Source organism: Orenia marismortui DSM 5156, from assembly GCF_000379025.1.
Lineage (GTDB): Bacteria > Bacillota > Halanaerobiia > Halobacteroidales > Halobacteroidaceae > Orenia > Orenia marismortui.
Genome location: NZ_KB900623.1, coordinates 363,716 through 386,208 on the forward strand (window position 1 = coordinate 363,716; position 22,493 = coordinate 386,208).

At 30.4% G+C, this 22,493-nt stretch carries 23 protein-coding genes and 1 riboswitch; of the genes, 22 read left to right on the forward strand and 1 reads right to left on the reverse strand.

Features of this window, described 5'->3' with window-relative positions:
- Positions 1–57: 57 nt before the first annotated feature.
- The 11 genes from rbfA (at position 58) to OREMA_RS0115520 (ending at position 12,060) form a co-directional block, all read left to right on the forward strand.
- Positions 58–420, forward strand: coding sequence for a 30S ribosome-binding factor RbfA (gene rbfA, locus OREMA_RS0115470; protein WP_018250160.1), 363 nt, complete (start codon positions 58–60; stop codon positions 418–420).
- Positions 410–1,387: a DHH family phosphoesterase gene (locus OREMA_RS0115475; RefSeq protein WP_018250161.1), complete on the forward strand. Its 978-nt coding sequence runs from the start codon at positions 410–412 to the stop codon at positions 1,385–1,387. The genes rbfA and OREMA_RS0115475 overlap by 11 nt, the downstream gene beginning before the upstream one ends.
- Before the next feature lies 1 nt (position 1,388).
- The gene (truB, locus tag OREMA_RS0115480) at positions 1,389–2,297 is read left to right on the forward strand and encodes a tRNA pseudouridine(55) synthase TruB (protein ID WP_018250162.1); all 909 of its coding nucleotides are present in this window, start codon (positions 1,389–1,391) and stop codon (positions 2,295–2,297) included.
- Between the two features lie 68 nt (positions 2,298–2,365).
- Entirely contained in the window at positions 2,366–3,292 is a 927-nt protein-coding gene (locus OREMA_RS0115485; RefSeq protein WP_018250163.1) for a bifunctional riboflavin kinase/FAD synthetase, read from the forward strand.
- 326 nt (positions 3,293–3,618) lie between these two features.
- Complete coding sequence (rpsO, locus tag OREMA_RS0115490) at positions 3,619–3,885, forward strand: 30S ribosomal protein S15 (RefSeq protein WP_018250164.1); 267 nt, start codon at positions 3,619–3,621, stop codon at positions 3,883–3,885.
- A 188-nt stretch (positions 3,886–4,073) separates the two neighbouring features.
- A complete protein-coding gene (pnp, locus tag OREMA_RS0115495; RefSeq protein WP_018250165.1) occupies positions 4,074–6,191 on the forward strand; it encodes a polyribonucleotide nucleotidyltransferase in 2,118 nt (705 codons plus the stop codon).
- Positions 6,192–6,335: 144 nt separating this feature from the next.
- Positions 6,336–7,175, forward strand: coding sequence for a deoxyribonuclease IV (locus OREMA_RS0115500; RefSeq protein ID WP_018250166.1), 840 nt, complete (start codon positions 6,336–6,338; stop codon positions 7,173–7,175).
- A gap of 12 nt (positions 7,176–7,187) precedes the next feature.
- Positions 7,188–9,308 (forward strand): ATP-dependent DNA helicase, encoded by a 2,121-nt coding sequence (locus OREMA_RS0115505; RefSeq protein WP_018250167.1) that lies wholly within the window; start codon positions 7,188–7,190, stop codon positions 9,306–9,308.
- Positions 9,309–9,394: 86 nt separating this feature from the next.
- Positions 9,395–10,318: a cell wall hydrolase gene (locus OREMA_RS0115510; protein ID WP_018250168.1), complete on the forward strand. Its 924-nt coding sequence runs from the start codon at positions 9,395–9,397 to the stop codon at positions 10,316–10,318.
- A gap of 132 nt (positions 10,319–10,450) precedes the next feature.
- Positions 10,451–11,188 carry a spore cortex-lytic enzyme gene (gene sleB, locus OREMA_RS0115515; RefSeq protein WP_040657472.1) on the forward strand — a complete coding sequence of 246 codons (738 nt, stop codon included), beginning with the start codon at positions 10,451–10,453 and terminating at the stop codon, positions 11,186–11,188.
- Between the two features lie 302 nt (positions 11,189–11,490).
- Entirely contained in the window at positions 11,491–12,060 is a 570-nt protein-coding gene (locus OREMA_RS0115520) for a DUF4126 domain-containing protein (protein WP_018250170.1), read from the forward strand.
- Positions 12,061–12,230: 170 nt separating this feature from the next.
- Here the strand turns inward: OREMA_RS0115520 and OREMA_RS18515 are convergent, their stop codons facing one another.
- Positions 12,231–13,376 (reverse strand): N-acetylmuramoyl-L-alanine amidase, encoded by a 1,146-nt coding sequence (locus OREMA_RS18515; protein WP_018250171.1) that lies wholly within the window; start codon positions 13,374–13,376, stop codon positions 12,231–12,233.
- A 232-nt stretch (positions 13,377–13,608) separates the two neighbouring features.
- Here OREMA_RS18515 and OREMA_RS0115530 point away from each other — a divergent pair, with 232 nt between their 5' ends.
- The 11 genes from OREMA_RS0115530 to OREMA_RS0115580 all read left to right on the forward strand — a co-directional run bounded on the left by OREMA_RS0115530 (position 13,609) and on the right by OREMA_RS0115580 (position 22,338).
- Entirely contained in the window at positions 13,609–14,388 is a 780-nt protein-coding gene (locus tag OREMA_RS0115530) for a polysaccharide deacetylase family protein (protein WP_018250172.1), read from the forward strand.
- Positions 14,388–15,125, forward strand: a complete 738-nt coding sequence (locus OREMA_RS0115535; protein ID WP_018250173.1) for a polysaccharide deacetylase family protein — start codon at positions 14,388–14,390, stop codon at positions 15,123–15,125. The genes OREMA_RS0115530 and OREMA_RS0115535 overlap by 1 nt, the downstream gene beginning before the upstream one ends.
- A 10-nt stretch (positions 15,126–15,135) precedes the next feature.
- The gene (locus OREMA_RS0115540) at positions 15,136–16,002 is read left to right on the forward strand and encodes a VanW family protein (protein WP_018250174.1); all 867 of its coding nucleotides are present in this window, start codon (positions 15,136–15,138) and stop codon (positions 16,000–16,002) included.
- An 80-nt stretch (positions 16,003–16,082) separates the two neighbouring features.
- On the forward strand, positions 16,083–16,517 hold the full coding sequence (dut, locus tag OREMA_RS0115545; protein ID WP_018250175.1) for a dUTP diphosphatase: 435 nt from the start codon (positions 16,083–16,085) through the stop codon (positions 16,515–16,517).
- A gap of 271 nt (positions 16,518–16,788) precedes the next feature.
- The gene (locus OREMA_RS0115550; RefSeq protein ID WP_018250176.1) at positions 16,789–17,064 is read left to right on the forward strand and encodes a YlmC/YmxH family sporulation protein; all 276 of its coding nucleotides are present in this window, start codon (positions 16,789–16,791) and stop codon (positions 17,062–17,064) included.
- Between the two features lie 59 nt (positions 17,065–17,123).
- The gene (locus OREMA_RS0115555; protein ID WP_018250177.1) at positions 17,124–17,642 is read left to right on the forward strand and encodes a general stress protein; all 519 of its coding nucleotides are present in this window, start codon (positions 17,124–17,126) and stop codon (positions 17,640–17,642) included.
- Positions 17,643–17,905: 263 nt separating this feature from the next.
- Positions 17,906–18,081, forward strand: a riboswitch (Lysine riboswitch).
- 107 nt (positions 18,082–18,188) lie between these two features.
- Positions 18,189–18,986: a 4-hydroxy-tetrahydrodipicolinate reductase gene (gene dapB / locus OREMA_RS0115560; RefSeq protein WP_018250178.1), complete on the forward strand. Its 798-nt coding sequence runs from the start codon at positions 18,189–18,191 to the stop codon at positions 18,984–18,986.
- A 161-nt stretch (positions 18,987–19,147) separates the two neighbouring features.
- On the forward strand, positions 19,148–20,029 hold the full coding sequence (gene dpsA / locus OREMA_RS0115565) for a dipicolinate synthase subunit DpsA (RefSeq protein WP_018250179.1): 882 nt from the start codon (positions 19,148–19,150) through the stop codon (positions 20,027–20,029).
- 23 nt (positions 20,030–20,052) lie between these two features.
- Complete coding sequence (locus OREMA_RS0115570; RefSeq protein ID WP_018250180.1) at positions 20,053–20,646, forward strand: dipicolinate synthase subunit B; 594 nt, start codon at positions 20,053–20,055, stop codon at positions 20,644–20,646.
- A gap of 110 nt (positions 20,647–20,756) precedes the next feature.
- A complete protein-coding gene (gene dapB / locus OREMA_RS0115575; protein WP_018250181.1) occupies positions 20,757–21,545 on the forward strand; it encodes a 4-hydroxy-tetrahydrodipicolinate reductase in 789 nt (262 codons plus the stop codon).
- Between the two features lie 217 nt (positions 21,546–21,762).
- Positions 21,763–22,338 carry a flavoprotein gene (locus OREMA_RS0115580; protein WP_018250182.1) on the forward strand — a complete coding sequence of 192 codons (576 nt, stop codon included), beginning with the start codon at positions 21,763–21,765 and terminating at the stop codon, positions 22,336–22,338.
- The last annotated feature ends 155 nt before the right edge of the window (positions 22,339–22,493 follow it).

Below are 22,493 nucleotides of genomic sequence, written 5' to 3' on the forward strand. Positions count from 1 at the left end.
AAAGGACTAGTTACTTTTCACTAGTCACTCGTTACTAATTGATAGGAGTTGATATAGATGGCAAATCATCGTCCAGAACGTGTTGCAGAATTAATTAAACAGGAAGTAAGTGATTTGTTGCAAAAAGAGATTAAGGATCCTCGGATAGGATTTGTTACCGTTACTGATGTTGAGGTATCTGGAGATTTACGCCATGCTAAGGTCTTTGTTAGTATTCTAAATGGTGATAAAGATCAAACTATGGAAGGTTTAGCAGCAACTACTGGTTTTGTTCGTCGTGAAATAGGAAAAAGAATTAGATTACGCCACACTCCAGAGGTTATATTTAGATATGATGATTCGATTGAAACTGGAACGAGAATATTTAAAATCCTTAAAGATATAAAAAGTGATGAAACAGGTGGAATTGATGAAGAATAATAAATTAGTTGAAATTACTAATTTAATATCTCAAAAGCAACGCTTTTTAATTACAAGTCATGTTAATCCTGATGGAGATAATCTGGGATCAGTTATTGCTTTAAAATTAGTTCTAGAGCAGCTAGGAAAAGAAACAGTAGTAGTTATAGATGATGAAATTCCTAGCTGTTTCTCTTTTTTACATAGTATTGATGAAATTATTAGATATGAAGATGGTTTAGATATTGATTTTGATATGTGCTTTACATTAGATTGCAGTGATTTAGACCGTATTGCTAAAGTGAAGAATATAATTAAAAGTAAAGCTATTATTAATATTGATCATCACGGAGACAACCCTTATTTTGGGGAGTATAATCTAGTCAAAAATACAGCAGCTACTGCAGAGATAATTTATCAGTTAATTGATGCTTTAGAAGAAGCTAAATTAAACAAAGATATAGCTACTGCTTTAGCAACAGGATTGATCACTGATACTGGTTCTTTCCGCTATTCTAATACTACTTCTAAAACTCATAAAATTATGGCAGAATTATTGAATTATGATGTTGATACTGCTGAAATTTCTAAAAAGGTATTTGATACTCATTCTTATCAAAGTCTAGTTTTGCGAGGGAAGGTATTGCAAAATTTACAAATTGATGATTCAAAGAAGATAGCTTGGGTAAAAGTAAGCCAAGATTTATTATCTGAAGTAGGAGCAACAATGGAAGATACAGAGGGAATAGTAAATTACCCAAGAAGTTTAGCGGGAGTAGAAATTGCTATTTTATTTAAAGAAACAGAGGAAGAGATTATTAGAGTGAGTTTAAGGTCTAATAGTTACTTTCCTGTTGATAAACTTGCCCATAAATTTGGTGGTGGTGGACATCCAAGAGCTGCGGGATGTAGTATAGATGCTAACTTAAATGAAGCAATAGAAGAAGTAGTAAATGCAGCTAAAAAAGAGTTAAAGCAGGTGAGATAGAGTGAAAGGGATTATTAATATTTTGAAACCACCTGGAATGACTTCTTTTGATATTATTTATTTTTGTAGAAAAGTTTTTGAAATGAAGAAAATTGGACATGCTGGTACTCTAGACCCTGGAGCAGCTGGAGTCTTAGCAGTTTGTCTAGGTAGAGGAACTAAGGTAGTCCCTTTTTTGACTGATACCCGTAAAGCTTATCGTGCTGAAATTACATTAGGTGTTGAAACTACTACTCTTGATGCTTTTGGTGAAATAACAAAAAAAGCCGGAGAATTCTCTGTGAACCAGGAAGAGGTTGAAAAAGTTTTAAAAGAATTTATAGGTGAAATTGAGCAGATCCCTCCTATGTATTCTGCTATTAAACATAATGGAAAAAGATTATATAAATTAGCTCGACAAGGGAAAAAGGTAAAACGTAAGCCAAGGAAGATTGATATTTATAATATAGATCTAGTATCTTTTGAGGGAAAGAAATTAATTATAGATGTAGAATGTTCTAAAGGAACCTATATTCGAACATTATGTGCTGATATAGGAAAGAAGTTAGGTATTGGAGCATATATGTCTTTTTTAGTCAGAACAAAAGTAGGGAAGTATTCTTTATCAGAAGCATTGACTTTAGAGGAGATAGAACTGTTAAAGAAAAAAGATAGAATAGAAGAATTAGTTCAACCTCTAGATAGTGCTTTGACCCATTTGAGAAGTATTCGAGTAAGTGAAGATGCTAATAAAACTTTAAAAAATGGTGCCTATATAAGCTTAAATCAATTAGCAGATGATCTAATTCAACCACCTAAAGTAGGTGAGAAGTTTAGAGTATATGATTTTGATAATAATTTTATAGCTGTTTATGCTTGGTATACTAGTGATGATAAGAATATCTTTAAGCCAGAGAGGGTTTTTGTATAAATTTTTCCTTTTGTGAATATATTTAATAATCTTAACTTAAATCCCTCCTGAAAGGAGAGGTTATTTAAATGGAGATATATTATAATCAAGCTAGAAATTCAAATACAATAATTACTTTAGGTACTTTTGATGGATTACATCTAGGGCATCAAGAAATAATTAAATTAACAGTAAATAAAGCAAAGAAATTAGACTATAATAGTGCTCTTTTTACATTTAACCCTCATCCCTTAAAAGTTGTATCACCTAATAATACACCTAAATCATTAATGAGTTGGAAGCAGAAAAGAAGAGTTATTGAATCTTTAGGAATTAATCAAATAATTGTAAAAAAGTTTACTGAGGAATTTTCTAGGATTCCTTATGAAGATTTTGTATTAGAATATTTGCTTAAGCGTTTTTCAGTAAAGGAGATAATAGTAGGTGAAGACTTCAAATGTGGCTATAAAGGTAAAGGAACACCTGATAGATTAAAGAAGTTGGGTGAAAAGTTAGGATTTGGAGTACAAGCTATACCTTCTATTAAGTTTAAAAATAAAGAAATTGGTAGTACTTATATTCGAAATTTAATCTTAGAGGGAAGAGTAGATGAAGTTAAGGAGCAATTAGGTAGAAACTTCATATTGGATTGTGAGGTTATAAAAGGTGATCAACGGGGGAGAAAGCTAGGTTTTCCTACAGCTAACTTACATCCTTTTGCTGATTATGTTTTACCACCATTAGGAGTATATGCTTGCAAAGTAAGAGTTAAAGATAAGATCTATGGTGGTGCAGTACATCTTGGATTAATACCTACTTTTAATAAAAATAAATTCAGTATTGAAGTTTATATCTTTGATTTTAGTGATAATATTTATGGTGAAAGAATAGAATTAGAATTTATAAAGAGAATTAGAGGAGAAGAAAATTTCAAAACGGTTGAAGAATTAATCTCTAGAATGAAAGAAGATGTTCGAGTATCTAAAATTATTCTTGATAAAATAGATAGCTTATAGTTTATGGATGTGCAAGCTTAGAATGAAATTTAAATACATAGTTATAGATAAAATGACAGTTCAGTAACTAGTGACAAGTAAGCAGTAAATAGATTAACTAGTCACCTGTTACTAGTCACTTGTTACTGTCACTTTATACTCATTAACTTTCATTTTAAACTCGGTTAACCATATAATATCTAAATTAAAAAACTAATTAATATTGTTTACATTTTAATCTTGGTATGCTACAATGTTATATGTAATTAACCATTAACTAGGTTATTCGTTGCTCCGACGTTTGACTTGGTAATTGGGGATTGAAGAATATAGGGAGGTGAAAGTAAATGTTATCTGAAGCTAGAAAAGAAGAAATCATTGAGAAATATGCTATTCATGAAGGTGATACTGGTTCTGCTCAAGTTCAAATTGCTATTTTAACTGAGAGAATTAAAGAACTTACTGAACATCTTAAAACTCACAAAAAAGATCACAATTCAAGACGTGGATTATTAAAGATGGTTGGTAAAAGAAGAAGATTACTAAAATACCTAAAGAATAAAGACATTACAAATTATCGTAATTTAATTGCTGATTTAGGTATTAGAAGATAATAGTAAACTATTTAAGAGCGGGAATTCCCGCTCTTAAATTTTAATATTTGGATAATTTTTGACAATAAAGGAGTTTTAACCTTTTATTGTTAGATATAAATGAGATGATGACAGATTATATATTGTTTTTATAATTATATCAATAAATACATATGATAAAGGTAGTTTATAAGAAAGGAGTTTGAATTATGTCACATAAATGGTCAATGGATTTTGGTGGTAGAGAGTTAAGTGTTGAGACTGGAAAGTTAGCACAATTAGCTAATGGTTCAGTATTAGTAAGATATGGAGATACTGTTGTATTGGTAACTGCAACTATGTCTGATCCACGTCCAGGAATTAGCTTTTTTCCATTAATGATTAACTATGAAGAACGATTATATGCTGCTGGAAAGATACCAGGAGGATTTATCAAGCGTGAAGGTAGACCAAGTGATGCTGCTACTTTAGCGGCAAGGTTAATTGATCGCCCTTTAAGACCTTTATTTCCTAAAGGTTTTAGACATGATGTACAAGTTGTAGCTACTGTATTATCTTTAGATCCTGATAATACAGCTGATATATGTGCTATGATAGGTGCTTCAGCAGCTTTAGCTATTTCGGATATTCCTTTTGATGGTCCAATAGGTGGGGTGAAAGTTGGATTAGTTGATGGAGAATTTATTATTAATCCGACAATAGAACAGTATGAAGGTAGTTCTCTTGATTTAACGGTAGCCGGAACAGATGATGCTGTAATGATGGTAGAAGCAGGAGCTAATGAAGTATCTGAAGAAGATATGATTGAAGCAATTGATTTTGGACATCAAACAGTTAAAAAAGTAGTTGAATTCCAAAATGAAATTGTTTCAGAAATTGGAAAAGAGAAAGCAGAAGTAGAATTTGAAACTTTTGATAATCCTGATTTAGAAGCAGAAGTAGAAGAATATGTAGGTGGAAGGTTAAAAGAAGCTTTACAAACTAAAGATAAAAAAGAGCGTGGAGCTAATAAAGATGCAGTAAGAGAAGATGTTATTAATCATTTCCAAGAGAAATATGAAGAAGATGAAAATTTAGAGGAAGTTATTAAGGGTGTAAAGTCTGTTTTAGATAAAATCTCTAAAAAAGAAATAAGAAGTCTAGTATTAAATGAAAGAATTAGAGTTGATGGTCGTAAGTTGGATGAAGTAAGACCTATTTGGTCTGAAGTAGGTTTATTACCTCGAACTCACGGTTCTGGAGTATTTACTCGTGGTCAAACTCAAGCAATGACAGTAGCGACTTTAGGTGCTGTTGGAGATGAGCAGGTTTTAGATGGTTTAGAAGAAAAAGAATCTAAAAGATATATGCATCATTATAATTTCCCACCATATAGTGTTGGGGAAACAAGTCCTTTAAGATCTCCAGGAAGAAGAGAAATAGGACATGGTTCTTTAGGAGAGAGGGCTCTTAGACCAATGATACCATCTGCTGATGAATTTCCTTATACAATTAGATTGGTTTCTGAGGTGTTATCTTCAAATGGTTCCACTTCTCAAGCAAGTATTTGTGGTAGTACTTTAGCTTTAATGGATGCAGGTGTACCGATTAAAGCTCCAGTAGCAGGAATTGCTATGGGACTAATGAAAGAAGGAGACAATGTTGCTGTTTTAACTGATATCCAGGGCTTAGAAGATTTTAATGGAGATATGGATTTTAAAGTAGCAGGAACTAAAGAAGGTATTACAGCCTTACAAATGGATATGAAAATTAAGGGTGTATCTAAAGAAATCTTAGCTGAGGCCTTAGAACAGGCTAAAGTAGGAAGACTTCATATCTTAGCTGAAATGTTAGAAGCTATTTCAGAACCTCGTACTTCACTATCAGAATATGCTCCAAGTATAATTACAATGAGTATTGATCCGGAAAAAATTAAAGATGTGATTGGAAAAGGTGGAAATACTATAAAAGGTATAATTGATGAAACAGGAGTTAAGATTGATATTGAAGATGATGGAACTATTTTCATTGCTGCTGATAACCAAGAAAGTGGTCAACAAGCAATTGATATAATTGAGAAGTTGACTAAAGAGGTTGAAGTTGGAGAAATGTATTTAGGTGAAGTAAAAAGAACTACAGGTTTTGGTGCTTTTGTTGAGATTCTACCAGGAAAAGAAGGTTTAGTTCATATATCTAAGTTAGCAGATCATCGTGTGGATAAGGTAGAAGATATTCTAAAGACTGGAGATGAAGTTCTGGTTAAAGTAATAGAAATAGACAATCGTGGTAGAATTAATTTATCTCGTAAGGATGCTTTAAAGCAGGAGAATGAAGATAAAAAAGAATAATATAAAAAACAAGACATAAACTGGATTTTCTGGTTTATGTTTTTTTAATATTTATAAACTTATTTTTAGAAAAAATTACATAGGTAAAAATTTAAGATGAATTTTTGCTATAAATGGTGTTAAAATTAAAATTGAGGTGATATAATGAGATTTGGAGTACATACTTCAATTGCAGGTGGAATTGATAAAGCTGCTATTAGAGCAGCAGAATTAGAATGCGATACTTTTCAAATATTTTCAACCAATCCTCGTGGATGGAAATCTAAAACTATAAGTAAAGAAGAGGCCAATGACTTAGCTAATAACTTAGATAAATATAACTTAGGTCCAATTATAATTCATACTCCCTATTTGATTAATTTGGCTTCACCTAAAGATGATCTATATGAGAAATCAATTAGAGCCCTAATTGAAGGGGTAAAAAGGGCTGATTTAATAAAAGCAAAGTATATGGTTTTACACCCAGGTAGTCATACAGGTTCTGGAGTAGATAAAGCTATAGATAGAATTGCATCAGCTCTAGAACAGGTGATAAAAGAAAGCAATCCTAAGGTAATGATCTTGTTAGAAAATGTAGCTGGTGCTGGAACATCTGTAGGCAAGAATATTGAGGAGTTAGCACAAATAATAAATAAAGTTGATAATAGTGAACATTTGGGGATATGCTATGATACTTGTCATGGATTTGCTGCTGGTTATGATATTAGAGATAAGCAGAAATTAAGAAATTTAATAGAGGATATAGAAAGAAAAATTACTTTAGATAAGTTAGGTGTTATCCATGCTAATGACTCTCTTGGTGAATTAGCTTCAAATAAGGATCGTCATCAACATATTGGACAAGGTGAGATTGGATTAAAAGGTTTTAGAAACTTGGTCAATCATCCCAAATTAAAAGATAAATTATTCATTTTAGAGACGCCAGTTAATGAAGATGGTGATGATCAAAGAAATTTAGCTACTATTAGGGGCTTAGTAGAATAAGGAGTTTTAAATATGAATCAAAAAGAATATTTAAAAGATGTAAAAGATTTTTTTCTTCCAGGAAATAAACTAGATTTATTTTTTGAAAAATATGAATATCGACCGGAACAACAGAAGATGGCTGAAAAGGTTTCAGAGGTTTTTTCTAAGCACAGACATCTATTAGTAGAAGCTGGAACAGGAACAGGAAAATCTTTAGCTTATTTAGTTCCAAGTATTTTGTTAGCTTTAAAAAATGAAGAAAAAATTATTATTTCGACTAATACTATTAACTTACAAGAACAATTAATTAAAAAAGATATACCTTTATTAAAAGAGATCTTTGATTTGGATTTTAAGGCTGTTTTGGTTAAGGGAAAAAAGAATTATATTTGTTTAAGAAGGTTAATTCAATTTGGAAAAATTGCAGACTTAGATATTACAGGATATAATACTCTTTCTCAAATCAATAATTGGGTCTTAGAGACTCAAACAGGATGTCGATCCGATTTGAATTTTAGAGTTGATTATAAGTTATGGGATCAAATCTCTTGTGAAAGTGATCTTTGCTTGAGAGGTAATTGCCCTTATTATGATCAATGTCATGTTATGTTTGCCAGAGAAGAAGCTCAGGAGGCAGATATATTAATAGTTAATCATCATATATTATTTGCTGATTTAGCTTTAAGAAAGGCAAGAGATCTTGAGGATGAAAGTGCTGTACTTCCTCCCTATAAAAAGGTAGTCTTTGATGAGGCTCATAATATAGAAGAAGTGGCTACAAGCTATTTAGGATTTAGAGTTAGTAGAAAAGCGATAATTAAGCTTTTAGAATCTTTATATAATCCAGATCAAGGTACAGGATTATTATTAAGGACTCGATTAGAAGTAAGTAATTTAGAGACTAAGGTTAAGAAAAAATTTCAACAAAAGATTGACAATGATTTAATTTCTTTAGTCAGAAAGATAAATGATTTAGGACAGAGTTTGTTTAATAATTTAATATCTTTTATTGATAAGAAAAGTGGTAATAGAGAGAAGAAGTTGAGGCTAATAAAAGAAACTAGAAAAGATAAATTCTGGGAAGAAGTTTTACTGGTTGAATTTGAAAATTTATTAATTAATTTAAATAAATTAGGAAAAATGTTAAGTGATCTATTAAATGATTTAATAAATTATGACGAAGAAATAGAAGAAATTGATGTTTTAACAGTAGAGTTAAAGGCAAATATAGATTCAATTCTTGAAATAGGTGAAAATATAGCTGAGATAGCTAATTATCCTGAAGAGGATTATGTCTATTGGTTAGAAAATCAAGGAGAAAGGTGTAGTCTTCATTCTGCTCCTTTGAATATTGGCCAAGAACTACATGATAATTTATTATCTAAGATGGATTCTGTAATTTTAACCTCAGCTACGTTGACAGTAAATAATTCTTTTGATTTTGTAAAAGAAAGTTTGGGGTTAATAGAACATGATGTAGAGACTCTAGAAGTTGGAAGCCCCTTTAACTATCGTAAGCAATTAAAAATTGGTATTGCTAAAGATTTACCTCAACCAAATCAATCTGACTTTATCAATGGAGTTATTGCTAGTTCTAAAGAGATAGTTCGCTCTACTAAAGGTAGAACATTATTTTTATTTACTTCTTATGGAATGTTAAATAAAGTTTATCATTCTTTAAATGATGAGTTAGAGAAATTGGAAGTGGATAATATTTATTGTCAAGGTTTAAAATCTAGACGTTATCTAGTTGAAGAATTTAAAAAGAGTGAAAAAGCAGTATTATTAGGTACCTCTAGTTTTTGGGAGGGAGTAGATATACCAGGTGAAAAACTTAGTTGTGTAGTTATAGTAAAACTACCTTTTGTAGTACCAAGTGAACCAGTAGTAGCAGCTAAGGTAGAACAATTGAAAGCAGAAGGTGAAAATTCATTTTATAAATATATGCTGCCTAAAGCTGTGATCAAGTTTAAACAAGGCTTTGGTAGACTAATTAGAACTAAAGAGGATAAGGGTTGGATTGTTATGTTAGATAATAGAGTTATAAGCAAAAGTTATGGGAATATTTTCTTAAGGTCTCTTCCTTCAGATTGTCAGATATTAATTGATAGTTTAGGAGATTTGACTAATAAAATTGAAAAATCAATTTAATCAGGTAGGAATATAAAAAAGGGATGTCGAAAATCTATATAATAGTCATATCAAATCAAATATATAGGGAGGTAGATTAGTTATCAATGATAAAATCTAAATTTATTTTATTTATATGCCTTATGTCGGTTTTTATAATTGCACAAGTGAGTTTTGCCACACCTATATTTCAAATTCAATTGATTTATACTGTAGAACAAGGTGATGCTTTAATTAACTTAGCTCATAAATTTGATGTAACTATAGATCAAATTAGGGAGGCCAATGATTTAAAGGAAAATGAATTTATTAAAGTAGGTGATAAATTAATTATCCCACAGAATTATGAAATTCCTGAACAAACACAAGATAAATTCTCTTTTTATACTAAAAGAGATGAGTTAAGTGAATATAAATTAGATTTGAATCAAGAATATAAAGTAAAAATAGAAAAGAAGAAAAATAAAAAAAGATTTGATTTAAGTGGGTTGAAGACTTTAAATTATTATATTAAACGCGGAGATAATCTATACGATTTGGCTAAGGAATTTAATACTAGTATTAGTGTGCTTAAAGAGTTAAACGATTTAGATAATAATATGATTCGCTTGGGAGATCAAATTAAACTACCTATTAATAATTTAACTCCTAAAGAGGTATTATATCATACTATAAGTAATCGAGAATTTGAACTTTTGGCTAGGCTAATTTATGGAGAAGCACGTGGAGAGCCTTATGTTGGACAAGTAGCTGTAGGAGCAGTAATTTTAAATCGTGTAATTGGCTCTTATTTTCCAAATAATATAACTGATGTGATTTATCAACCTAGACAGTTTAGTCCAGTTGCTAATGGTCAGATTAATTTAAGACCTAATAGAACGGCTTATCAAGCTGCAAGAGCTGCTTTAAGAGGTGAAGATCCTACTAGGGGTGCTCAGTATTTTTATAATCCACGTACAGCTAAGCATCAATGGTGGTTTAAGACAAGGAAGGTTCTTGTTCAAATAGGAAATCACGTCTTTATGAAATAAAAAGCAAGGTGCTAGTTAACTAGCACCTTGCTTTTTATTTTTTATATCCAAAAAATTACTTTGATAAATTTAATGCTTTTATATATAATAAACAAAGTCAAAAGGCTATAAATTTAGACATTAAGGAGGTAGATGATATTGAATAGGAAATTTACTATTTCGTTACTTGTAGTTATGTTAGTAATAATAGGATTGACTATGGTTAGTGAAGCAGCCTCTTTAGGAGATAGAATTTTATATTTTGGAAGTACAGGTTATGATGTTAGACAATTACAAACGAAATTAAGCCATTGGGGTTATAATCCAGGTATGGTTGATGGTGTTTATGGAAAAGAAACTGAGAAGGCGGTTATTAACTTTCAAAGTGATCAGAATCTAAGGATTGATGGTTTTGCAGGTAGAGAGACAATTAATAGATTGTTAGGTAAGACCACTTTTAGTTATGCTGCTAAAAATTTGTATAAAGTTAATAATAGTGTAGAAGCAGTTAAAGCCAGTAAGTATATTATGCCAGTAAATCAAGAAGAACTTAACTTGTTGGCAAGAGCAGTTTATTCTGAAGCAAGAGGAGAGTCTTATCAAGGGCAAGTGGCGGTTGCTGCTGTGATTTTAAATAGGGTTAAAGATAAAGAATTTCCAAATACGATCAAAGGAGTAATCTTTCAACCGTGGGCTTTTACAGCTGTTCATGATGGACAGTTTTGGTTACAACCTAATAGCCAAGCAATGAAGGCTGCTAAAGATGCTTTAAAAGGATGGGATCCAAGTTATGGAGCTACCTTCTATTATAATCCAGCAAAAGTAACCTCTATGTGGATTTATAGTAGACCTATTATCACTAAAATTGGAAGACATTATTTCGCAGGATAAGAAAAGAATCTCTCTTAATATTAAGAGAGATTCTTTTTGTTTTTTTGGATTTTATAGAAGATACTCATGCTAAGATTAATATTATAATAGTATTCAATATTTGGGAGAACTAAAAATCTATTAACTTGTCCTCTATTATTAGTTACTTGTTACTAATATGCTATTTACAAGGTATCATTTATAATAATTAACTAGTCTAAAATCTATTTAATAATCATATATTTTACTAAATAGATGATATAGTAGCTATGATGTTAGTTAGGCAGATTAGATATATGTAAAGAGATCTGGAGATGATAAGATTGAATTTAATCTTAAGTATGTTAATTGGAGTAGGCTTAAGTGCAGCTTGTGGTTTTAGGGTATTTATTCCTTTGTTAGTTATGAGCATCTCTGCTTTAACAGGAAATCTTGAATTAGCGAGTGATTTTCAATGGATAGGTAGTGATTCTGCTTTGTATGTATTCACAATTGCTACAATTTTAGAAATGATTGCTTATTATATACCTCAAGTTGAAAGTTTTTTAAGCAGTATTTCTACTACAGTGACTGCAATTGCAGGAACTATTGTAATGTCTTCTTTTGTAGTGGATGTCAGTCCTTTATTGCAATGGTCATTAGCTATTATTGCAGGTGGTGGTACTTCTACTGTTGTTCAAGCAAGTAGAAATAAAATAAAAAATGTTATTAGATTAAGAGATGTTGCTTCAAATAATTTTAACTTATTGAGTGTAGAAGTATTAACTGCTGTTTTGTTATCTTCATTACTTATTATTAGTCCAGTATTAACTCTGTTCTTAATAGCAATAATAATACTTATTTTATTTAAAAAGTTTATATTTAATGTTAGTATTAAGTTTATTAGATTTTAGTTAGAAGTATAACTATTTGATCTGCTATCTAAGGTTATTATTGATCAATAAAAGTAGAGTGAAATTTCACTCTACTTTTATTTGTTTTATCCTATATTTAAGTTCTAGTACTGGATATTTAACTTTAATTAACCAGTATGAATCTTCTATTTTTAGTTATATTTTAGTACTTAGTTTAGTGGATGATCTAAGAAAAAATGACTAGTACTTAAGTGTTTTCCTTCTACTAAAAGTTGTACTTTTTCAATTCCTGGTATCTGAGTCATGGTCTTTATCACAGATCTTATTTTTAACCATTCTCCAATACCACTTGTATTATTATTTATAAATTCTTGATTGAAATTGATATAGGCTATATTATCAATAATATTAATTCCTAATAGTTTTGTAGAGTTAGGAATTAACTTGAAGTGGTGCTTAAGATGAGGCCCTTTTAATAATTCTTTAATAACATGAGTAGCTAAAGCTTCAATAGGTGAAATATTGTTTAGATTAATAACTTTTAAATTTTTCAAATTAATCTCTTCACTAGATAGTTTTTCTTCTTCTTTGAAGGAATAATCACCAAAGTAAAGTTTTATGCTATTTTTGATATTATTATTTCCCAAGCTAGGTTTATCCTGAGGATTTATTTTTAAATTATGATTTAGATAATTAATAATTCCTTCACCTATACCTTGTGCAATTTTATCTTGTTCTTTAGAATTTGATATTCTCTTTCTGTCTTCAGGGTTACTAATAAAGCCAACTTCTACAATAACAGAGGGAATTTTGCTTTTGCGTAGTATATAGTAAGGTCCTTCTTTTATTCTTCTATAATTTTTAGGTTGGATTTCTATTAATTTTTCTTGAACGAAATTTGCTAGTTCTTTACTTTTTTCAGATTTGGGTTTATAAAAAGTCTGTCCTCCAAAGGATTGAGAACTAGGAAAGCTATTTACATGTATACTAATTAAAATATCAGCTTTACTTTCTTGTATTAATTCTGCTCTGTGAACAATATCTTTGTTACGATCATCTTCATATAATTTATCCTCAGTTCTGATCATAATTGTTTTAATACTTCCCCTATCATTAAAAAAAGTGTCCAATTTTTTAGCTATGGCTAGATTGATATCTTTTTCTAAAATATTAGCTTTATTAGCTCCTACATCTATTCCACCATGTCCAGCATCAATTATGATAGTCTTATCTAGTTTTGAATAATTTTCGGTACTTTTTACTGTGAAAGTAATAGCAATGCTCAAGATAAATATAAATAATAAAGATAATATAATAGCTAAAGGTGAAATAAAATATACTTTTAAGCTTTTCATAATAAACATCCTTTATATAAGTTAGGGTTATAAAAGTATATTAATAAGAATTAATAATATTCAGAGAAAAATATTCCATTTTACTATTTCCTCATAACCTATATTAGATATAACATATATTATATTAATTTGATGTATATGTATATTGAATAAAGTACTTATAATTTATTGCAAGGGTTATATTCTATAATGCTTTTGAATAAATAGATAGCAGAGAAGGAGGAGGTTATTAGTGGAAATAGATTTAACTAAGAAAGACTTATTGATTTTCTCTGTTGTACTAAGTATTAGTTTTTTTTTATTGGGCTTAGTTACTAATGATATCTTTAATCATCAAGCAATCAGGGTTAGCAATAATAAACTAGTTCCAATTTATAAAGTAGATACTTCAGAAAAGAAGGTTGCTATTACTTTAGATGGGATGTGGGGGTCAAAAAATACCTCAGAATTATTGAAGATATTTAGAGAAAATAATGTTAATATTACTTTCTTTTTTGGTGGCAATTGGCTAGAAGAATATCCTCACTTGGTAAAAGAGATAGCAGCTAATGGACATGAAGTGGGAAATCATAGTTATACTCACCCACATATGGCTTCTTTAAATCGAGAACAAATAGAAGTAGAGTTAAATAAAACTGGAGAATTAATTAAGGATTTGACTGGAAAGAAGCCGTTTTTATTTAGACCACCTTTTGGAGAATATAATAATCTTTTAATCAAAACTTGTGAAGAGTTAGGGTACTATCCAATTCAATGGAGTATTGATTCCCATGATTGGATGGATGTAAGTACTGATTATATTGTTAAGCGTGTATTAGATAATATTGAAGCTGGTTCTATTATCTTGATGCATAATAATGGTCAAAACACGCCACAAGCATTAAGAAAAATACTGCCTGAACTAAAAAGAAGAGGTTATAAAGTTGTACCCCTATCTAAATTAATTTATCTTAAAGATTATTATGTAGAGAGTTATTCTGGAATTCAGAAAAAGAGAGGAGTTGAAAAATAGTGTCTAGACGAAAGGTTAAAATATTTTATTTACCCTTAAACAGAGATGTTCTGTTAGGGTTAATAGGAGTAGTAATGTTATTAAGTTTTGGGGTTTTACACTTTGATCAGTCTGATCAAATTCAAGAACAGGCTGTTTTTAATCCACAAGAAAAGGCTTATTATCAAGGGCCAGCAGCTAAGAAAGCAATGTCTTTAACTATTAATGTAGCTTGGGGAGAAGAATACCTTCCATCAATGTTAGATACTTTAGATAAATATCAAGTAAAAGCTACCTTTTTTTTTATTGGACGTTGGGTTGAGAAATTTCCCGATAAGACCAAAGAGATTAAAGAACGTGGCCATGAGTTAGGTAATCATGGTTATCGACATTTACATCCCAAAAAATTATCTAAGGATAAACTTATTAAATTAATTAAGGATAATGAAGAATTGATATATAAGACTACTGGTATACGAACTAATCTTTTTGCTCCACCATATGGGGAAGTAGATGATAGAATCTCTGAGGTTGCATCTGAAGCTGGTTACAAAACTATAATGTGGAGTGCTGATACAATAGATTGGCAAAGACCAGCACCAGAAGTAATTATTAATAGAGTACTAAGTAAAGCACAAAATGGAGGAATTGTATTAATGCATCCAACTAAACCTACTTCTCAAGCTTTAGCACAAATTATAGAAAAGCTACAAGCAAAGGGTTATAAGCTAGTTACTGTTTCTGAATTGTTGGAATAGGAAAATTATCATGGCTAAAAGAAAGGGTTCTATGTATACAATTCAAAGAGGATTAATTATATTAATAGTTATTATTTTAATTGGTATTTTGATTTTGGGATTAGTTGCAGAAGTAGATAAGTTACTTCGTATTATTTGGGGTGTAGAGGAAAATGTTTATTTTGAAAATCAAGATTTGAGTAGATATTTGAGAAGTGAAGTTGAATCTTTGCTGTATTATTACTCCAAAGATAGCATCTTATATCCTGTTAATGCTACTATAGATCATGATAGTGGAGAGATTGTTTCTGAATCTTATGGAGAGATAATTGATATTACTGCTACAGGGAATAGAATATTTGAAGTTGAGAAAAATTCTAAAATAAAGGAGATTAAATATAAAATAAAGCCTTATTTATATAAAGAAGATATAGAAAAGATAAATAAAAAAATTGGAAACTATACTACAACTGTAAGAGGAAGTGATGGTAGAAAAGAAAATATAAAATTAGCATCTGAATTGATTAATAATAGATTACTTTTATCTGGAGAAGTATTCTCTTTTAATAAAGTAGTAGGGCCTAGAACTAAGGAGAAAGGATTTAAAGAAGCTCCTGAGATTATTAATGGAGAATTAAGCTTAGGTATTGGTGGTGGAATCTGTCAGGTATCTAGTACATTATTTAATGCATTAAAAGCTGATGAGTTTCAGATTATAGAAAGGCATATTCATTCGAAAGATATTACTTATGTTCCTGATGGAAAAGATGTAGCAGTTGCTTGGGATTATTTAGATTTTAAGTTTAAGAATAATTTTTCTAATCCAATTATAATTAAATCCAAGGTGATTTATAATCAATTGACCATAAATATTTTAGGTTCTTTAGAAGAGGACTGATACTTCATTTCGATGTTGACATAATAATCGATAAAAGATAAAATTAAATTTAATAATAGTAATTTTTGGAGGGGCAAATGATGAAAATTAAGATTAGAAGATTAAATGATGCAGCTATTTTACCAGAGTATCAACATGGTAGTATAGAAGATGCAGGGATGGATTTATGTTCGATTGAAGAAGGAGTTTTAAAGCCAAGTGAGTATAAAATTTTTAAAACGGGAATTGCCATTAGTTTAGAAGAGGGTTATATGGGAAAAGTAGCACCTAGGAGTGGATTAGCATTAAAGCATGGAATTACAGTTTTAAATGCTGAAGGAACAATTGATCCTGGATATAGAGGAGAGATTGGTATTGTATTAATTAATCATGGTAAAGAAGCGTTTAAAGTTAATAAAGGAGATAGAATAGCGCAATTGATTGTTCAAAAATATGAAACAGTTGAATGGGAAGAAGTAGAGCAATTATCTGATTCTAAACGTGGTGAGGGAGGTTATGGTCATACTGGGGTATAATAATTATAAGTTTGAAAATTATTATAACTTTAAATGATCTCAATATAATATATAAATAGAAAAATAGCACATATATATGTGCTATTTTTCTATTTATATATCTTGGGTTTATTTCATTTTAATTTATAATAGAACACTTTAGCTAATAGATAAAACCCAAATTATTAATATTTTTTTCATGCTCTAACATAAATATAATATTAGATATTACTTTTCTAAATGGAATTTAAGAATATATAAGAAGTATCTAATAAACTGGAGGGGAGAAATAATGAATTTAACCGAATTAGAAGGAAAAGAGATTATAAATATTAATGATGGTAGTAGATTAGGAATGGTTGCTGGAACGGAATTAACCTTTGATCCTAACACAGGTGAGCTAGAATCAATTATGATTCCACAACAAGGTGGGGTCTTTAGTTTATTTTCCACAGTTAAGCACTTTTTTATTCCTTGGAGTACAGTAATTAAGATTGGAGATGAAGTAATAATTGTAGATTTGAATTCAACTGATTATGATCAATATTTGAGCCATGCAGAATATTAGACACTTATTTGGATAAAATATAACTGTAATATTAAATCCCCAAAAAGGAGGGCATAAATATGCCCAAATTTACTATAGGAGGAGCTAAAGATATGCCAAAAGTTTTAGGATTATTCAATGATCAAGAGGCAGCTAAAAGTGCAATTAGTAGTATCAAAGATCTAGGAATATCTGAAGATAAGATTTCACTAGTAGCAAAGAATGGTGAAGATCAGGACATTGAAGCTGGAGCGGAAATGGGAGCTGAAGGACAAAATTTAGTAGATGGAACTACTACAGGTGGAGCTATAGGAGGAGTGGCAGGTGTTTTAGCTAGTGCTGGATTATTAGCAATTCCTGGTTTAGGACCTGTGTTAGCTGCTGGACCTATAGCAGCAGGTTTAACAGGTGCTGCAGCAGGTGGTGTTACAGGTGGTTTAGTTGATTATGGAATTGACCAGCAAGAGGGTGAAAGGTATGCTGGTGAAGTTGAAGGTGGTAATATTTTAGTAGCGGTAGAAGACACAGAGCAAGAAAAAATTAATGATGTTGCTGCTAAATTAAAAGATGCTGGATCTTATGATGTAGCTACTCATTAATAAAGAATAATTGAGTGAGAGAAATAAATCTCTCACTCTTGAAATTTATTTATAAAATTTTATAAATAAGCTTGACAAAAGTAATTAAATATTAGAAAATAATTAACAAGTTATATAATATTACTCAAGAGTTATTTATAAATGATGATCTTATTAGTTGATCATTTTTGAAGTGCTTACATAAATATAGATTTTATCATATATAATTTAACTATCTAGTATTTTATGTTCATACCTAAATTAAAAGTAAATAATATGAATGAGATTAAGATTGAGGAGCAAAAATCATCAGTATCTATAAGGAGCTAGCTAGTGTAGATCTATAGTGAAAGGGATTTTTGCCGAAATTAAGCTATGATTAGCTATCTAGCTTAGTTGGGCTTGTACTTAATAGGTATAAGACTGTCACTAGCTTATCTAGTGGGGGGCTATCTTATCCTTTATTTTTATAAAGCGATTGGTAGTACTACCAATCGCTTTTTATAGTAAGAGGTAATAAAATAAATAATACTTTTTATTAGTCACTAAATTAAAAGGAGTGAGAATATGCTAAAGAAGATAGTAGTATCTGGAGCTAATGGAAAGATGGGTCGAGAGGTTGTTAGAATGATTGCTGGGAAGGATGATTTTGAACTAGTAGGAGCGGTCGATGTTACAGGAGTTGGAGAGGATATAAATCAATTGTTAAGTTTAGATGCCCCTGTTGTAAGAATTAGTGATGATTTAGCTGAGACTTTAGATCAAACTCAAGCAGATGCAGTAATTGATTTTACTAATCCTACAGTTGTTATGGATAATATTAAATTAACTAGTCAAAAGGGAATAGATATTGTAGTAGGAGCTACTGGAATTACTGAAGTAGATTTAGAAAAAATTGAAAAAATGAGTCAAGAGAATGGAAATAAAGTTATCATAGCTCCTAATTTTGCTATTGGAGCAATTTTAATGATGCAATTTGCTCAACAAGCAGCTAAGCTTATGGATAATGTAGAAATTATTGAATTACATCATGATAAAAAGATTGATGCTCCATCGGGAACAGCAATTAAAACTGCTGAGTTAATTAGCAAGAATCTCTCTAAAAAGAAGGAAAAAGTAGAAGAGATTGAAAAGATAACAGGTGCTCGTGGTGGAGAGCATGATGATATTAATATTCACAGCGTACGTTTGCCAGGTTTTGTTGCTCACCAAGAGGTTATTTTTGGAGGTTTGGGTCAAACTTTAACTATTAGACATGATTCAATTAATCGTAAATCTTTTATGCCAGGTGTTGAATTAGCTGTTAGAAAGTTAGATGAAATTGAAGGTGTTGTTTATGGATTAGATAATTTGATTGAGATTTAATAAACTTTCAAGCTGTTATAAGTAGATTTTCTTTAGTCTGTTTTTTTAAAAATGTATTTACAAAGTAAAAGGTCAAATCTTTATAATTAAGCATAGACAAGCACACTTAAGTTAATTAAACATATAATGTTATTGATTAATTGAAGAAAGGGGGATAAAATATGACTCTCAAAAGGTTAGCTAATAAGAAGGTTGCTCTTTTAGGTGGAGATGATAGAGAGATAGAATTATTGTCTATATTATTAAAAGAAGGCGCTGATTTGCAGGTGCTTGGTCATTCACTAAGAGTTGGTGTTCAAAATTTAACAGTAGTTAATTCATTAGAAGAATTAGATATGGATCTAGATGCTATAATTGCTCCTATGACAGGTACTAATGATAGCTATCAAGTAAAAAAGACTTTTAGTGATAGAGAAGTTATCTTAACAGAAGATTTTTTTGCTCAACTGAATGCTGGGAGTAAATTCTTTATAGGGTTTGCTAAACCAAAGATTAAAGAATGGTGTAAAGAGTACGATATTGAATTGATAGAATTAGCTGCTCTTGATGAATTAGCTATTTTAAATGCTATACCAACTGCTGAAGGAGCTATTGAAATAGCTATTAGAGAAATGCCAATTAACCTACATAATAATAATTCTTTTGTTTTAGGTTTAGGAAGAGTTGGTATAACATTAGCTAGAATGTTAAAAGGAATGGGAAGCAATACTTATGGAGTTGCTCGTAAACCTAAAGATTTAGCTAGAGCATTAGAAATGGGTTTAAATCCTGTTGACTTTAAAGATTTAGCTAATGAGATATCAAAAGCTGATTTTATTTTTAATACAGTCCCAGTTTTAATTCTAAATGGAGAATTATTAGAAAGAGTAAAATCTGAGGCAATGATTATTGACTTAGCATCTTATCCAGGTGGTACTAATTTTGAAGCAGCTAAAAGACTTGGAATTAAAGCTGAGTTGGCTTTAGGATTACCTGGCAAGGTTTCTCCTAGAAGTGCAGGACAAATTTTAGGTAAGATTATCCCTCGCTTAATATTGGAATAGCATTATTTAGGAGGTGCTTATCTATGGAATTTACAGGTAAAAGTATTGGTTTTGCTTTGACTGGTTCTCACTGTACATTAGCCAAAGCTATGCCTGCTATGCAAGAGTTAGTAGATATAGGATTTGACGTGACCCCTATATTATCAGAAGCAGTATTAACTCATGAAACTAGATTTGGAAATCCAGAAAAATGGAGGTCTCAGGTAATAGAGATTACTGGCAATGAACCGATGACTACTATTCCAGAAGTTGAACCCATAGGTCCTAGAAACTTATTTGATTTGTTAGTGGTTGCTCCTTGTACTGGTAATAGTGCTGCCAAGCTAGCCAATGCTATAACTGATAGTGCGGTAGTTATGGCAATGAAGGCGCAGTTGCGAAATGAACGTCCGGTTATCTTAGCGATAGCTACCAATGATGGGTTAGGGAACAATGCTAAGAATTTAGGTTATCTTATCAATACACCAAATATTTATTTTGTTCCTTTTGGTCAAGATAATCCCGAAGGAAAACCTAATTCACTAGTATCTAGAATGGACTTAATTGTAGATACAGTTAAATATGCTTTGGAAGGTAAGCAGATTCAGCCGGTTGTTATTGAGTATAAAGGAATCTAAATCACTTTGAAATTTAAGTTTATATAGTTGATAGTTTGGTATATATTTATAGATACCAACTATCAATTATTAATTCTTAACTCTTAAGGAAAAAGAGTGGGGTGGAAGTTATGAAAAGGATAGTAGTGGTTGGTGCTAATGGTAATATGGGTAGAACGGTAGTTAGGATGATTGAACAGGTTCAAGATTTTGAATTAGTAGGTGCAGTTGATGTTAGTAGAAAGGGAGAAGATATTCATCAAATTCTAGGACTAGATAGTCCCGGGGTTAAAATAAATGACAATTTGAAATCAGTAATATCAAAGACTAATCCAGATTTAGTAATAGATTTTACTAATCCTGAAGTAGTTATGGAGAATATTAAAACTACTATAAGCCAAGGAATAGATATGATAATTGGAACTACTGGTATTTCTGAAGAAGAATTAGATCAAATAAGAGAATTAAATATAGAGAGAAATAATATTTTAATTGCGCCTAATTTTGCTATTGGAGCAGTATTGATGATGCACTTTGCCAAGCAGGGGGTTAAATTTATGGATGATATAGAAATTATAGAATTTCATCATAATCGTAAGCTTGAATCTCCTTCTGGAACAGCTGTTAAGACTGCGGAAGCAATTAAAAAAAATCAAAATCAAGAAGATGATATAGAGCAGATTGAAAAAATTTCTGGAGTGCGTGGTGGGAAAATAAATGGTATTAATATTCATAGTGTGCGTTTAGCAGGTTTAGTTTCTCATCAAGAGGTTATACTTGGAAGTTTAGGTCAAACTCTAACTATACGTTTTGATTCGATCAGTCGTGAATCTTTTATGCCAGGGCTTAAATTGGCAATTAGAAAGATAGAAGATATAGAAGGATTGGTATATGGATTTGAAAAGTTATTGGATATTTAATCTCGAAGAAATTATATTTTTGGCGTATGTGACATACTTTAACTTTATGATATAATATTAAATGTGAATTAATAATTTTGCTAAGACAAGCACTAGTAAAATAGAAGATACATATAATGTATTAGCTTATCCTACAATTCTTAAAAGTTAAAAAATAGAGAATAGTGGGGGGAGTTAAGACTCTCTATAATAGAGAATTTTATGGAGGTGCTTGTCTGTGGGGGTTGAAGGTAAGAGGATTGCTTTTGTTTTAACTGGAGATGATGAGGATATAAGAGATGAATTGATTGATACTATAAAAAGCTTAATAGAATTAGATGCAAAAGTTTATCTGATTATATCTGAATTGCTTCAGGATAAAGATACTAAAATTGAAAGAATAGCTAATAAAAGTTTACTTTCGATAGTAGATGGAGAAAGGTTAATAGTTAACCCTGAAGAATTATCATTACAAGATAGCTTTGATATGATAGTGGTAGCTTCTTGTAATGAAAATATAATATTTAAAGTTGCTAATAACATAGTTGATGATTTAGTTTCAACTATGGTAAAGAATCAGTTAGTAAATCAGTGTCCAGTAGTTTTAGCTATTAAAAATGATAATAAATTAGAGGATAACTCTAAAGATATAGGAACTTTATTAAATAGTAAGAATATTTATTTGCTTCCATTTGGACAAAATAATACTATTGGTTCTTTATTAGTAAGGACAGATTTGCTTTTAGAAACTATTGAGTATGGAGTAGAAGGGAGACAATTAAAGCCGGTTTATATCGAATACAAAGGAATATAAGAACAATGGAGAATTATTAATTATCAAAAATATTAGTTAATAATAAGAAAATTAGCCAAAGACTTATAGGTGAATAATTGAAAGTATTGCTGTTAATTTTATAAATTTAAATGTATTTTATTGCTTGGTTTTAATTCTAAATTGTCAATTATAAA